Source organism: Rhizobium sp. RU36D (assembly GCF_900176345.1).
GTDB lineage: Bacteria > Pseudomonadota > Alphaproteobacteria > Rhizobiales > Rhizobiaceae > Allorhizobium.
On record NZ_FWXU01000026.1, the window covers coordinates 41,595 to 55,776 of the forward strand.

General features: G+C 60.7%; 10 protein-coding genes. 6 read left to right on the forward strand and 4 right to left on the reverse strand.

All coding sequences use genetic code 11. The features are described from left to right. The first annotated feature begins 27 nt into the window (after positions 1–27). Positions 28–465, forward strand: coding sequence for a hypothetical protein (locus B9A97_RS23975; RefSeq protein ID WP_084368349.1), 438 nt, complete (start codon positions 28–30; stop codon positions 463–465). A gap of 42 nt (positions 466–507) precedes the next feature. Here B9A97_RS23975 and B9A97_RS23980 read toward each other — a convergent pair whose 3' ends face one another. Next, positions 508–861 carry a DMT family protein gene (locus tag B9A97_RS23980; RefSeq protein ID WP_084368350.1) on the reverse strand — a complete coding sequence of 118 codons (354 nt, stop codon included), beginning with the start codon at positions 859–861 and terminating at the stop codon, positions 508–510. A gap of 301 nt (positions 862–1,162) precedes the next feature. On the opposite strand from B9A97_RS23980, the gene B9A97_RS23985 reads away from it, so the two are divergent. After that, positions 1,163–3,118 (forward strand): putative bifunctional diguanylate cyclase/phosphodiesterase, encoded by a 1,956-nt coding sequence (locus B9A97_RS23985; protein WP_179145386.1) that lies wholly within the window; start codon positions 1,163–1,165, stop codon positions 3,116–3,118. 200 nt (positions 3,119–3,318) lie between these two features. Beyond that, on the forward strand, positions 3,319–4,248 hold the full coding sequence (locus tag B9A97_RS23990) for a lysylphosphatidylglycerol synthase domain-containing protein (protein WP_084368352.1): 930 nt from the start codon (positions 3,319–3,321) through the stop codon (positions 4,246–4,248). A 95-nt stretch (positions 4,249–4,343) separates the two neighbouring features. Here B9A97_RS23990 and B9A97_RS23995 read toward each other — a convergent pair whose 3' ends face one another. Then, a complete protein-coding gene (locus tag B9A97_RS23995) occupies positions 4,344–5,387 on the reverse strand; it encodes a hypothetical protein (protein ID WP_143530684.1) in 1,044 nt (347 codons plus the stop codon). Between the two features lie 191 nt (positions 5,388–5,578). Then, on the reverse strand, positions 5,579–6,496 hold the full coding sequence (locus tag B9A97_RS24000) for a hypothetical protein (protein ID WP_143530685.1): 918 nt from the start codon (positions 6,494–6,496) through the stop codon (positions 5,579–5,581). 179 nt (positions 6,497–6,675) lie between these two features. On the opposite strand from B9A97_RS24000, the gene uvrB reads away from it, so the two are divergent. Beyond that, positions 6,676–9,942: an excinuclease ABC subunit UvrB gene (gene uvrB, locus B9A97_RS24005; RefSeq protein ID WP_084368389.1), complete on the forward strand. Its 3,267-nt coding sequence runs from the start codon at positions 6,676–6,678 to the stop codon at positions 9,940–9,942. Between the two features lie 702 nt (positions 9,943–10,644). On the opposite strand, the gene B9A97_RS24010 is transcribed toward uvrB, so the two are convergent. Beyond that, a complete protein-coding gene (locus B9A97_RS24010) occupies positions 10,645–11,940 on the reverse strand; it encodes a helix-turn-helix domain-containing protein (RefSeq protein WP_143530686.1) in 1,296 nt (431 codons plus the stop codon). A gap of 531 nt (positions 11,941–12,471) precedes the next feature. Here B9A97_RS24010 and B9A97_RS24015 point away from each other — a divergent pair. Both B9A97_RS24015 and B9A97_RS24020 read left to right on the forward strand, forming a co-directional pair. Beyond that, a complete protein-coding gene (locus tag B9A97_RS24015; protein ID WP_244564345.1) occupies positions 12,472–12,750 on the forward strand; it encodes a hypothetical protein in 279 nt (92 codons plus the stop codon). 959 nt (positions 12,751–13,709) lie between these two features. Next, entirely contained in the window at positions 13,710–14,141 is a 432-nt protein-coding gene (locus B9A97_RS24020) for a hypothetical protein (RefSeq protein ID WP_143530687.1), read from the forward strand. Positions 14,142–14,182: the final 41 nt, after the last annotated feature.

A 14,182-nucleotide genomic window follows, 5' to 3' on the forward strand; every position in this document is an offset into this window, starting at 1 on the left:
GCGGCAACCCATCGAAAGGAGACACAGATGTCCACTGCTCTACCCGCCTTCTGGCTGAAGCTGACCAGCGCCTTCCTCATCGGCTTCGGTCTTATCGTCGCGCTCGGAGCACACCCCGCCACGGCCCTGCCCGCAACGCTGCTTGCGGATCTGGTGTTCTGGCCCTTCGACGGCAGCCAGAGCCTGGCCGCCCCGGAAACCCGGGTCTTCGCCGCCATCAGTGGCGGCGTCATGGTCGGCTGGGGCACCATGATGTGGCTGGTGGTAAGCCGGCTCCTCCCGCGCGATCCGGCGCTCGCACGCCTCCTGTTAATCGAAGGCACGCTCGCGTGGTTCGTGGTCGATAGCACAGGTTCCTATGCGTCAGGTGCCTTGCTCAACGTGATGTTGAATGTCGTCCTGATGCTGGCGATTGCCGTGCCGGCATGGAAGCTGACGGATCATCCCCGCATCGCCGCCGCATGAGGCCAAGCCCATCGCAAGGGGCGCGGTCCTCTGCCGCGCCACTCAACCGCGAAACACGAAAGCCGCACCGATCACGATCAGGGCAAAGCCGATGGCATGGTTGATCGTCAGGCTTTCCTTCAGGAAGAACACGGAGAAACCCGAGAACACCAGCAGCGTGATCACTTCCTGGATCGTCTTCAACTGCGCCGCCGTATAATATTGCGAACCCAGTCGATTGGCGGGAACCGCCAGGCAATATTCGAAGAAGGCGATGCCCCAGCTCACCAGGATCACAGTCACCAGTGCCGATTGCTTGAACTTCAGGTGTCCATACCAGGCAAAGGTCATGAACACATTGGAAGCGCAGAGCATGATGATGGGCCAGATCGCGGCCGGATTGGTCAGAAATGCCATGGAATTTCCCGGAATGATGGCGTCGCTTAGTGCCTCCTGGAGAGAAGAGCGGGCAAAGCGGAATCGCAGTGTTGTTGTGCCGCGATACTGCCTCACCACGGTCATCAGGGCAATTGCCAGGCTATTGCGGCGCAATTCAGCCTGAAAAGGGCACGCGGGAAACCACCTGCGCGTTAAATCTATCTTATGACAATCATGACATGGTCCCCAAAATAAGACGATCACGAAAGCCGACGGGATCAGCGGACTGTTTTGGCCCTGGCCATTGCTTGAGGAGAAGCGACTGGGGATGTCGTCGTTCTTGCCAGCCATCAGAAAAGCCCAGGCCGAAATGGTCATGGCGGAGCATAACCAGCAACTGATCATCAGCTGCATCGTCACCGCGTCCGCCTTTCTCATCGTCTCCGTCGACAGACCCATTTCGACGACCCTGGTCGTCTGGGCAGCGGTCACGATGTGCGCCCTACTCGCACGCATGCTCATCGCCTCCCATGTCCAGGCTGACCGCCGGATCGAAAAGTCGCCGGAACGGGCACTGACCTTGCTTGCGCTTGGCTCGCTGTTCTCGGGCCTCTCCTGGGCCGCCCTTCCCTTCTGCATCGCGAATTTTGAGGGAACAGGACGCGACGCCGGCATCTATGTGATCCTGGTCGGCATCTCCGCCGGTGCGATCCTGAAGGGCATGGGCTGCTCGCGCGTAGCCCTTGCCTTCGCCATGCCGGTGCAGATTTCGATCATCCTGTCTCTGGCCGGAAATGGCAGCGTTACCGCCCTCATCGTGCTGGTCAACGTCCTGGCGTTCGCGCTCACCATGCTTCGCCATTCGATGAGTGCGGAAAAAGTCTTCATCAGCAACGAAAAGGCAAAGCTGGAGGCGACCGAACTCGCTTTGTCCCTGGCCCAGGCGAACCGGGATATTCTGCAGACCAATGGTCGGCTCGAAATCCTCGCAAGCTGCGATGCAGTCACCGGGCTTGCCAACCGCTCGCTGTTCAATAGCCGGCTACTAGCCGACACCGCGGCCGCACGCGACAATGGCGGCGAAGTGGCGCTGATGCTGATCGACCTCGACCGCTTCAAGGCGATCAACGACACGCTCGGGCACAGCGCCGGCGACTTCGTGTTGCAGGAGATCGGCCAGCGCCTGCGCACCGCCATCGGCCACGAGGGCCTTATCGCCCGGCTGGGCGGCGATGAGTTCGCCGTCATCATATCAGGCCATGGCGTCACCGAACGAGCCCGAGCCCGCGGCGAACAATTCCTGACACTGAGCCGCACGCCGATTGCCGTCGGCGGAACGGCCTCGGTCGTTGGCGCCAGCATCGGCCTGGCCACCTTCCCCGGCCAGGCGCAGACCTCAGAAGAATTGATGGCCAGCGCCGACATGGCGCTGTACGAGGCCAAGGAGAAAGGCCGCCGCCGGCTGCAGGAATTCGACCCAAGCCTGAAATCCCATATCGACCGACAGCGCTCCGTCGAGCGTGACCTGGAGCACGCCATCGCCACCGGTCAGATCGAAGTCTGGTTCCAGCCGCAATGCCAGCTGGCCAGCGGCAAGGTCACGGGTTTCGAGGCGCTGATCCGCTGGTTCCACCCGCAGCTTGGCGCCATTTCCCCGCCTGAAATCGTCCAGGCTTCCCAGGCGCTGCATCTGGCGGAGACCTTGACCACCCATATCGCCACCCATGTCTGCCTGCTGCTGGAGCGCCTGCCGTCGCTTGGCCTGGCGGAAACCACTGTTGCCATCAATATCTCGCCGCGCGAATTCGCACTCTACAGCGTTGCCGATATGCTGGAGCAGGTCACGAGCCGCCACGCCATCAACCGGTCGCTGCTGGAAGTGGAGATCACCGAAGAGGCGATCCTCGACACCGAAGGCGCGGGCGAACAGTTGAAGCGGCTGGAAAACGCCGGCTACAAGCTGGCCGTCGATGATTTCGGCATGGGCCATTCCTCCCTCGCCTACCTCATCGACCTGCGCATCGACCGGCTGAAGATCGACCGCAGCTTCGTGCGCAATGTCGCCGAAAGCCGCAACAACCAGGACCTCATCGCCGCCCTGGTCGGCCTTGGCTATGCCCTGTCGCTCGACATCGTGGTCGAGGGTGTCGAGACGGAAAACGACGCCACCGTGCTGCAAATGCTCGGCTGCCGCATCGCCCAGGGCTATTTCTTCGCCCGCCCGATGCCGCTCGAAGCCCTGATCGCCTGGATCGGCCGTCAGCAGGAAAAACTGCAGGCCAAGGCAGTGGCGTGAGGCCGTCGCCCCCATCGACACCTCAAACGCTATTTGCGCGCCACCAGACACTTGCCCTTGCACTTCTCTGCCTTCATCGCTAGTCGTCACCTCCCGTCACCACTGGTCGGCGTCAATCCCGCAACAGGCGGGTTGGATCTTGTGTCAATCGTTTGGCGAGCGGTGACATCAAGACATCAGCGCTTTGTAAGGTCTGCAATATGAAAGCCTGGATTTGGCGTTATTGGCCGGCCCTATTGGCAGTGGCGTGCTGCTGGCTTGCCTACTACCAGTTTAATTGGAACGATATTCTCCCAAGGTTGCCTCTGCTTCCGATCGGATCGTTGTTGCTTGTCATGTCCGTGACCACAATCCTGGTCTTTGTTTGCGGGGCGCTACGCTGGATAGCCGTCAGCCAATTGCCATGGCGCCTCGATGTCGTCGGGCCTGTCTATTGCTATGTGGCCTTCGCTCAGGGCATCTCGATCGTGACTCCGTTTCAACTGGGGGAACTGGTCAAGATCAAGTTTGCTCAGTCCGCCGGCTTGAAGATGGGCAGCTCGGCGATCAACGTCGCCTCGGAACGGCTTCTTGATGTGTTCACCATGCTCGCCATGGGAATGGCGGGGCTGGTCTACCTGCAGACCGGGCTGGCCTGGTTTTCAACAGCGACACTGCTGGCCATTGCCTTGATGGGGCTTGCAACACCCCAGTTGTTGAAGCTCTTGGTCGCATGGCTCGGCGACAGGTCTTTTGGGCGCCGTCTCCAGCCGTTTTCAGGGCCTGCCTTGCCGCTGGCGAACTTGCTGACTCTCGGCCTCCTCACCTTTATCAAATGGGGCGCGACACTGGCGTCCTGGCTGCTCATTTTTCATCTTGTCGATGTCAACCTGAACGTCTGGCAAGGCTGTTTCCTTGTTGGAGCCTCAACGGCGATCATGCTGATGTCCATGGTCCCCGGTGGCATAGGTGTTCTGGAAGTGTCCATTCGCGCACTCCTGATCGGGATAGGGATTGACGATCTGCATGCGGAGACAGCGGCAATCGCGCTACGCTTGTTTACGCCTGTCATGCTGTTGATTGGACTAGCCCACCTGCCATTTCTTCAGAAACGCGCACGTCCGGCCGAAAGTAAAAATTCCCGGATCTGAACCCAAAGGGGGCTACCGTGTCCTCCCGATTTCTCTCGTTTGCGAACGTGGTCGGCTCCTCTCAGGCGAACGGAACCGCCGCAGGGCCGCCGTGATCAAATCTTGCTGACCAGCCGCGCCGTCGCCAGCATGGCCACGAGATCGCGGATCATCGGCTGCACATGCCGGTCGAAATCAAGCGGCGTGTGGATCGACGGCAGCTCGAAGAAATCCTTGTTCGAGGGCACCAGGAGAAAGCTGTCCTTGTGCTGGATGGCGATCCGCACCACGTCATCGCGCCAGACATCCCCGAGATAGTCGAGTGCCTTCGCCAGATCCGGCAACCGCGCCTTTGCGGCCTCGAGATTGTCGGTGCGGAATTCATGGCTGGCATCGATCTGCGGATCGCCGCTTTGCACCGGCAGCAACAGGCTGCTGCTGAACAGGTCGCGCAAGGTTTTGGCAAACCGGTTCGGTCGCTTGGCGGCCAGCAACTGGCCGGGAAAACCCTCTTCCTGGTTGATATAGACGATAACCCCCTTGAAACTCACGGTCCTGTTCTTGCCAGAGCCGATGGCCAGTTCCGTCTCGCCCAGGGTGAAATCAAGCCCGTCGAAGGTGCCGGCGAGCATGTCGCCATGGGTGGTTTTGGTTCGGCTGACAAAGTCGTTGCCAGGCATGCGTTCCAGTTGCCGCGGCTTGTGCCCGTGCCGATAGATCACGCCATCGACGAAGCCGAACAGCGCCGGCAACAGCCGGTCGCGCAGGGATTGCTGGTAAGCCTTGTGGGCGGATTGTGAGAGATCGTAGATGAAGTAACCAGAGATTAGAACGCCAGCGAGGATATAGCCAAGCACATTGCTCGCCGCTCCCTGGCGCTGAGCCAACCAAAAGATAAGCACACAGACCGCAGCCCAGCCGCCCATGTAGAGCACTGTCCGCAGGATCGCCGCGCGCGCCACGCCTGGCCGTTCCAGATTGTAGCGGTCGATATCCGCCCGGATCTTCGCCAGCGCCTCTGGACCGGGCATCGCAAGCTCTGCCCGCTGCTCCTCGCGTTCCGTCCCCCCGCCTGCCACGAAAGCACCTCCCGGCTCGCCGGTCCGCATCTCCCCATCACGGCCGACACCCGAGAATACCACCAAAACCCGTTGCAGCAAGTCAAAGTCGTTGCGTTTTTGTTCCAGATTTTGCCGGCCACCCCCTTCCCGCACGCCGCCCTAGGAGGCGAACCTATGCGAGGCTTTGCCTCGAAGAATTCTTGGTATGGGCGTCGGGGTGAAAGATTGGCAGTGTCAGGCCCGGACGCTGGTATCGAGACCTGCTACCGTCGGGTTTTGGCAGGCCGCCGTCATACCCGGCTGGCGATCTTAGCGAGGGCGATGATATGGCGCAGGTGCTCCAAGAGAGGTTTGACATCGAGGTCGTAGTCGATCCCCTGGCCTAGATCGGGCAGCCTCAGCCGATCAGGGGCCGATGGCAAGACCAGATAGCCTTGCTGCCGACGAATCGCGAACCGTGCGAGGCCATCAGGCCATCCCTTCCTTATTGTTTCCAACGCAGAGATCATGCCCGGCATTCTGGCAGTCGCGACATCCGGTACATCAGTCAGGAACTTATGCATGCCCTGTCCGTCGGCGCTCTCCAACTCGAAAAGGCCCTTCGGTAGACGCGACCAGAAGACACGCTTCTCCGGCGGAGGCTCGACGGCGGCAAAATCGCCCGGGAATGGCGAAACCTGCGAAAAACACACGATGATGGCGGACAGGGCGGTGATGAGTGCCTCGTCGTCCCAGATTTCAAAATCGGCTTCCGCAATGGTAAAGGAGAAGCCTTGGCATGTACCCGTCAAGACAAGACGGTACGTCATCCTGTTGCGCTTTACGAACAAATTGCCAGGCATCCAAAACAGGCTTTCCGGCTCCTGGCCGTAAGCGACGGTGACGTCATCGATACCGGTGAGCACTGCGTGCAGCAGCGCCGAATGGACACGCCACTGCAGTTGCCGTCGCGGCCAATCCAATAAGGGACGCACCAAAAGCGTTCCGCCCACAGCGAGCGCCAGAGAAACAAGCCAGTCATAGTCCCAGATCAGGACCACGGCCGCCGTCGCGGCAACGCCCCAGATCGCGAGGATGGGCAATCGGTATCGTTTGGCCTGTTGCAACAGGTCAAAGCGCCTGATGTTATACGCTTCAACGGCGCGGACGCCGGCCATGGTGGCCGAGACGTCCGTACTTCCGTCCATACCCGCAAGACTTGCTTCCATCCGCCCCTGCCGCACGCCCCGTGCCGGCGTAAAGCGTAGCAGCACGCGCGAAGCTTGCAATGGCCGCCCGTAGGACGGGCGGTGCAAATCGCGACTTCAGTCCAGGTCGTTGCGTTTTTGTTCCGGATTTTGCCGGCCACCCCCTTCCCTTTCCCGGCACCCTTCTCCATATTCCCGCCATGGCAAAAGCACCGAAAAAATCCTCCGCTCCCCAAGGTTTCGAAGAGGCCGCGCAGGCATCGCTGGAGGGGGCGCCCTATGAAGGCTCCGTGTCGGACTGGCTGAAGCAGTTGGAGGCCGAGGCGGAGGCCTCGACGGTCGAAACCCAGCGCGAGATCGCCTCCAAGGCCGGCAAGCATCGTAAGAAGATCGAGATCGAGGCCCGCCGCCACGCCGAAAAGGTGGCGCTGGAGAAAACCACCGCAAAACACACCACCTCCCAAAAAACCTCGCGCGGCGTGTCGATCGGTGCGTCAAACGACCCCAAGACCCGCGCCGCCGCCGGTCTCAACCCGGTCGCTGGCCTGGATGTCAGCCTGGAGGAAGCCCAGGCCATGGCGACGGGCAGCGTCACGGCCACGGTCGAGGCGCTCTCGGCGCTGATCGAATCGGGCAATCCGCTTTTCAAGGACGGCAAGCTCTGGACGCCGCACCGTCCTGCCCGCCCGGAGAAATCCGAAGGCGGCGTGGCGATCGAGATGGTCTCCGACTACCAGCCCGCCGGCGATCAGCCCACCGCGATCAAGGACCTCGTCGAGGGCCTGGAATCCGGCGAGCGCAGCCAGGTCCTGCTCGGCGTCACCGGCTCGGGCAAGACCTTCACCATGGCCAAGGTGATCGAGGCGACCCAGCGCCCGGCCGTGATCCTGGCGCCCAACAAGACGCTGGCGGCGCAGCTCTATTCCGAGTTCAAGAACTTCTTCCCGAACAACGCGGTCGAATATTTCGTCTCCTACTACGACTACTACCAGCCGGAAGCCTATGTGCCGCGGTCCGACACCTTCATCGAGAAGGAATCGTCGATCAACGAGCAGATCGACCGCATGCGCCATGCCGCCACCCGCGCCATCCTGGAGCGCGACGACTGCATCATCGTCGCCTCGGTCTCCTGCATCTACGGTATCGGCTCGGTCGAGACCTATACCGCCATGACCTTCCAGATGACAGTCGGCGACCGCCTCGACCAGCGCCAGCTGCTGGCCGATCTCGTGGCCCAGCAATACAAGCGCCAGGACATTAATTTCGTCCGCGGCTCGTTCCGCGTGCGCGGCGATACCATCGAGATCTTCCCCGCCCACCTGGAGGATGCCGCCTGGCGCATCACCATGTTCGGCGACGAGATCGAGAGCATCACCGAGTTCGACCCGCTGACCGGCAAGAAGACCGGCGACATGAAGTCGGTGAAGATCTATGCCAACAGCCACTATGTCACCCCACGCCCGACGCTGAACGGCGCCATCAAGGCGATCAAGGACGAGCTGAAGGGCCGCCTGGCCGAGCTGGAGCGCGCCGGCCGCCTGCTGGAGGCGCAGCGCCTGGAACAGCGCACCCGCTACGACGTGGAAATGCTGGAGGCCACCGGTTCCTGCGCCGGCATCGAGAACTATTCGCGCTATCTCACCGGCCGCCGCCCCGGCGAGCCGCCGCCGACGCTGTTCGAATACATCCCCGACAACGCCCTGATCTTCATCGACGAAAGCCATGTGACGATCCCGCAGATCGGCGGCATGTATCGCGGCGACTTCCGCCGCAAGGCGACGCTGGCCGAATACGGCTTCCGCCTGCCGTCCTGCATGGACAACCGGCCGCTGCGTTTTGAGGAATGGGATGCCATGCGGCCCCAGACCGTCGCCGTCTCGGCCACCCCGGGCAACTGGGAGATGGAGCAGGCCGGCGGCGTCTTTGCCGAACAGGTCATCCGTCCCACCGGCCTCATCGACCCGCCGGTCGAAGTGCGCTCGGCAAAAACCCAGGTGGACGACGTGCTGGGCGAGATCCGCGATACGGCGCAGCGGGGCTACCGCACGCTGGTCACCGTGCTCACCAAGCGCATGGCCGAGGACCTCACCGAATACCTGCATGAACAGGGCGTGCGCGTCCGCTACATGCACAGTGACATCGACACGCTGGAGCGCATCGAGATCATCCGCGACCTGCGCCTCGGCGCCTTCGACGTGCTCGTCGGCATCAACCTTCTGCGCGAAGGCCTCGACATTCCCGAATGCGGCTTCGTCGCCATCCTCGATGCCGACAAGGAAGGTTTTTTGCGCTCGGAGACGTCCCTGATCCAGACCATCGGCCGCGCCGCGCGAAACGTCGACGGCAAGGTCATCCTCTATGCCGACCAGATCACCGGCTCGATGCAGCGCGCCATGGACGAGACCTCGCGCCGCCGCGAAAAGCAGATGGCCTACAACACCGAACACGGCATCACGCCGGAATCGGTCAAGGCCCGGATCTCCGACATCCTCGACAGCGTCTACGAGCGCGACCATGTCCGCGCCGACATCTCGGGCGCCGGCGGCAAGGGTTTTGCCGATGGCGGCCACCTGGTCGGCAACAATCTCCAGGCCCATCTCAATGCGCTGGAAAAGTCGATGCGCGACGCCGCCGCCGACCTCGATTTCGAAAAGGCCGCCCGCCTGCGCGACGAAATCAAGCGCCTCAAGGCCGTCGAACTCGCCGCCATGGACGACCCGATCGCCAAGCAGGAAGCACGGGATGTCGAGGGTGGCTCAACCCGCGCCAATGGCAGACGAAGCGGCGGCCGCGAGTCGATCTCCCCCCTTGAGGGGGGTGAGGAGCGTTCCGCAGAGCGGAGCAATCGATCCAGTGAATCGATTGCAGCGACGAACGGCGGCAGCCCAGAGGGGGGTAACCCACCCGGCAAGGCCGCCGCACCCACCCACCTCCCCCTTGAGGGGGGAGGTCGCGCGGCACGCGCGGGAGGGGGTGACACTGCCGACGCCGCTCACCCCACCCCGGCCCTTCGGTCCGACCCTCCCCCTCAAGGGGAGGGTGTTCCCTCCCTCTTCGCCAAACCCAGCCTCGACGACATGGGCCCGGGCACCGAAGGCGCAGTCCCGCTGTCGCCTAAGTCAGGCAAATCCCTGTTCCGCAAGAACGACCTGGACGAAATGACCGTCGGCCGCACGGAAAAACCCGTGCCCGGCAAACTCCCGGAAAAGCCGCGGCATGCGGGCAACCGCGAGTCGATCTCCCCCCTTGAGGGGGGTGAGGAGCGTGCCGCAGAGCGGAGCAATCGATCCAGTGAATCGATTGCAGCGACGAACGCCGGCAGGACAGAGGGGGGTACCACACGCTCTGGCGCCGACGACCCCCGCCCCATCATCCGCGCCAAGTCAGGCGCCGGCTCCTACGAGGACCCCAGCGACGTCAAGCGCAAGGGCCGCACCAAGGGCAAGACGGGCAGACCGGGGCGGTGACGGTCACTCCTCTCCCCTTGTGGGAGAGGATAGTTCGCCCCAAGAGGCGAAGCCGATTGGCGAGGCGAACTTGGTGAGGGGGTCAAAACCCGCCGACGACCCCAGACCCATCATCCGCGCCAAGTCAGGCGCCGGCTCCTACGAGGACCCCAGCGACCTCAAGCGCAAGGGCCGCACAAAGGGCAAGACGGGGAGACCGGGGCGGTAACCACGCGTCCCTTCTCTCCGCCTGCGGGGAGAAGGTGCCGGCATGTCAGGCGCAACAAGTTGCGCCGGGGATGAGGGGCAGGTCACTTGCAGCTATAGCTCCTCTGCCCTTGTGGGCTCCCAAGCGCTGGCCGAAGGCCAGAAATCGAAGAAGTCGATTTCAGCCCACGGAGGCCCGAGCGCGACGCCGCGCGAGGGTGATGGCGCCCCAAGAGGCGAAGCCGATTGGCGAGGCGAACTTGGTGAGAGGGTCAAAACTCGCCGACGACGCAAGACTCATTGTCCGTGCCAAATCCGACGTCGTTTCTTACGAGGATGAAGACAGGTCCGGCGTCAGCCGGAGCAATCAATCCAGTTAATCGATCGCCGTTCGATCGGTGACACCAAGCGCAGAGGCCGCACCAAAGGCAAGATTGGCCAACCGGGGATGTGCCCGAGAGTCACTTTCAACTACTCGAGGCACTGCCCCGCGACCGAAAGGCAGCAATGCTCGGTTCAAACGACTGCGGACTCAGAAGCGGCGTTATCAAAATAATACTTAACTAGCCATCCTTTTGGAGTGATTTGAATTGTCTTTCGCCTTTTGTCTCCGTCATCTTGTGTGCTTACCAAAACACCTACACTTTCAAGATCCTTGATATGTGGACGGAACGCTGGAATACTGTTGCAACCAAATTCTAGATGATCACTCGGAGAAAAAACGATTTTCTGACAACCGAGCTTGAATATTTCAATAGCGCGAGGTCTAAGTTCTTGTTTAGCCGCCTCATAGGCAGCCAGCGCCTGCTCATTTAACCAAATGCGAAATTGTTCAGACTTTTTATCTTGCGTGATCGGTGCTTCGCGGTCAGCTACCCACTGGCAATAGTTGTCACAGTAATTCAGAATACTTCGAAGGTTGCCTTTTAGTACACTATAAAGCTCTGTAAATTCCGTTTCACCCATAGGAACATAGGGAATTTGTCCAGGCTTCGCATAGGTTGATATGCGGCTTTCAAAAAGCTCTTGGGCATGCTCTGGGCCGATTTCGCCGATCTGAATCGGTGGCTGGAGATACCCCTCCAGACGAGGTGATGAAACGACGCCGTATATGATTCCAAGCGCACCGCAAAGAACCCACCGCAATCCCTGTATGTTAAACAGTTCGTCTCGTAGCTGCTCAAGAACCTGCCTAGCCGCGTCCGAAGATTGCAGAAGTTCGAGATTATCGATAACGCAGATAATGCCGCCAGCGTCTTCCTCGGGAAATACGGCTTCAAGCCAAGTGGAGACGGCCTTTCTAAAGCCGCTCTTTTCAAAGCCAAGAGCAGTGTTTGTTTCCTTTTGCAAACCCGCATTGATTACCCAAATGCCACCGCTCATTGAGACTAGCTGAGGCGCATTCAGCCAACGATCAATTTCATTTGTTCTCAGCCACTGACCGTGCCTCATGACATCCTCTTGGCGCTCAATTAGCGTCTGAGCAACCTCCATAAGAACCATGTCAATAAAATCTTGAGCAGACTTATTTGCATCCAGTTGGAATATCTTTCTACACGGTATGAACAGAGGACCTTCACCAGTTTCCGCATGTTTCCGATAGAGTTGGTATGCGGCCACGTTGACCACGCTCGTTTTGCCAACTCCGTTAAGCCCCTCCACTGTCGCCATTTTGTTCGGCGCCTTTATTCTTCGGGTTAAAGATGCGAGTACCCCCTCTCTTCCCACAAGAAGTTTTTCTCCGAGCTCCGATGCTGGCAGCGAACTGGTTTGGAAAGGGGACGATGAAAACCCCCAATCGCTATAAGGCATATAGTCTCTCCCATCAGCAAAACGTTTGGCCAGAATATTGTGACACTTTGCGGATCACAACCATAATTAGACGTCCATTGTTACAATATATTCGGACAATTGAGGGGGCGCTGACTAATTGGACAGTAGCGGGACTTGGAGAACAAGTGGGCTGCAAGCAAGAGGACGTGACATCCTGCCCGCTTCAATCCGCATACACGGGCGCGCCGCCCCACTCTAGGGTGTATTGTACCGGGAGTTAGTGGCACAGTATTCACATCTCGTTACAGTGTGATGGCGACATCTGCCGCGCCGCGGAAACTCAGAAGGACGTAGGGTCTTCGTATCCTTATGGCTCACATTATGGACGATGTGCACCGGCTCGACAAACGGATCAGCAGGCGCCACAACAGTTGCGTTGACGCATTAAGCCCCCACCAAAAATTCCCCTCCTCCCCGTAACCCTCCCTTCACCATCTCCGGTGCATAAATCCGTCCAAGCCTTGTCCGCGTCCCAGCACGCGGCACGAGACCGAACGACGAGAGGGATGGATGGCGCTGATCGGCTTCAAGAACACCCATAATCAGGATGTTTTCATCAATCCGGCCCAGGTGCTCTATATCGTTGCCTTCGAGGAGGCGGTGTCGATCATCGCGCTGGCGATCACCAGCGCCGGCGGCAAGCCGCACTGCGTCTATGTCCGCGGCCATCTCGAATTCGTCCGCCAGCGGCTCGAAAGCGGCCAGCCCTATCCCAACCGCGCCCGCACGCTGGGGGACGAACACCTGACGGCCCTTGCCGCGCCGCAGCCCGCCGAAGCGGTGGCGTGAGCTGATTCAGAGTCGATCCCCTCACCTGAAAAATCTAGCACTTAGCTTGCGCTAAATGCTGATTTTTCTTCCTCTTCCACATGGGGGCTTCGGAGCGGTGGCCGAAGGCCAGAAATCGATCCAGTGAATCGATTTCAGCGAACGGAGGCCTGAGCGCGTCGTCGCGCGAAGGCAAGCACTATCGTAGCCAAAGGCTAAACCTCAGATTTTGTTGGTGAGGGGGTCGGAAGCCGGGCACAAAGTCGTCCCGCCGCCGGAAATATCGCGAACTTAAATCACACTAAGCCGCTGATTTCCCTTCAGCTTCAACACCATCGCGACAAAAATCCCCCTCCCCATCATCCCCACCCCCAAACCCCCATGCCACACTTCTCCCGTCCCGCTCTCGGATACACCGCAAGGCGTTGCGGCGAGGTGGGGCCGGCACGGGTCGTGAGGGCAAGACGCAAGACCTCACGGGCTGGGTTCGCGGAACATGGTCTCCCTCCGGCGACAGCGGGGGTGATGGAGGGGTATCGGACCGGCCCGCCATCTCCACCCCGCAAGAGCGCGCCGGGTGTGCCTGTGCGGCATGGGAGGATGCAAGCGCCGCGCGCGACCGAGGCGTCTGATGACCCAAAGGCGCGGCGCAGGTGGAAGATGCTGCCGGTGGCCGTCATGGCCGCGCTGATCGGTAAGGGCTTGACCGTCCGAACCGGAAAGCAAGCCGGCAGCGTAGATCCAAGGGCGTGCGTGACACCAAAGCCGGCGCCAATGCCGGTGGTGGTCACGACCCTTTCCCACCGCATCGCAGAGAGACCGAAGTCGCGGGCAGAAACTGCCGAACGGGGCGCTGAGAGGTGTCACTTTTTTACTATCAAACGAGGCAGCTTTCAGCGCCCCGTCCGAAGTCAGGTCGATGACACCGGATCACCCTGGGTCGACCTTCGAAATCATCAAGAGATCGCCAAGGGGGTATCATGTCCAGAAACACAAATGAATTTTGCACCACGACACTCGCCCGGGTTCTGGAGCTCCTCGCCGTGCCGCAGATGCTCTGCCGCCGACGGTCCTGCCGCCGCATGGGACGGTGCCGGCGGTATTTCCCAAGCAATGGCGAACCCTGCTGCATGCGCAACCTCAATGCCGAGCAGCGGGCCCTGGTGGAGGCGATCCACAACAAGACCAGCATGATCATCTATTTCGGCCGCGCGAAAACCGAGCTCTATGCCTCCGAATGGTCCGACATGCGCGACCTGGAGGATGCAGCCGTGGAGGTGGCGCGCTGCGTCTGCCCGGACTGGAGTCGCAAGACCTTCAATGCCTTCCTGCGCGCCCGCGCCAAGGCGCCGCCACCTGAGTTCGAGGGCGACATGGTCGTGCCGCCCGCCCTCCTCCGCCCTCGCCCGTAACACCTTGTCGAAGATGGAATTATTTTTGGTAGCATCGCCGA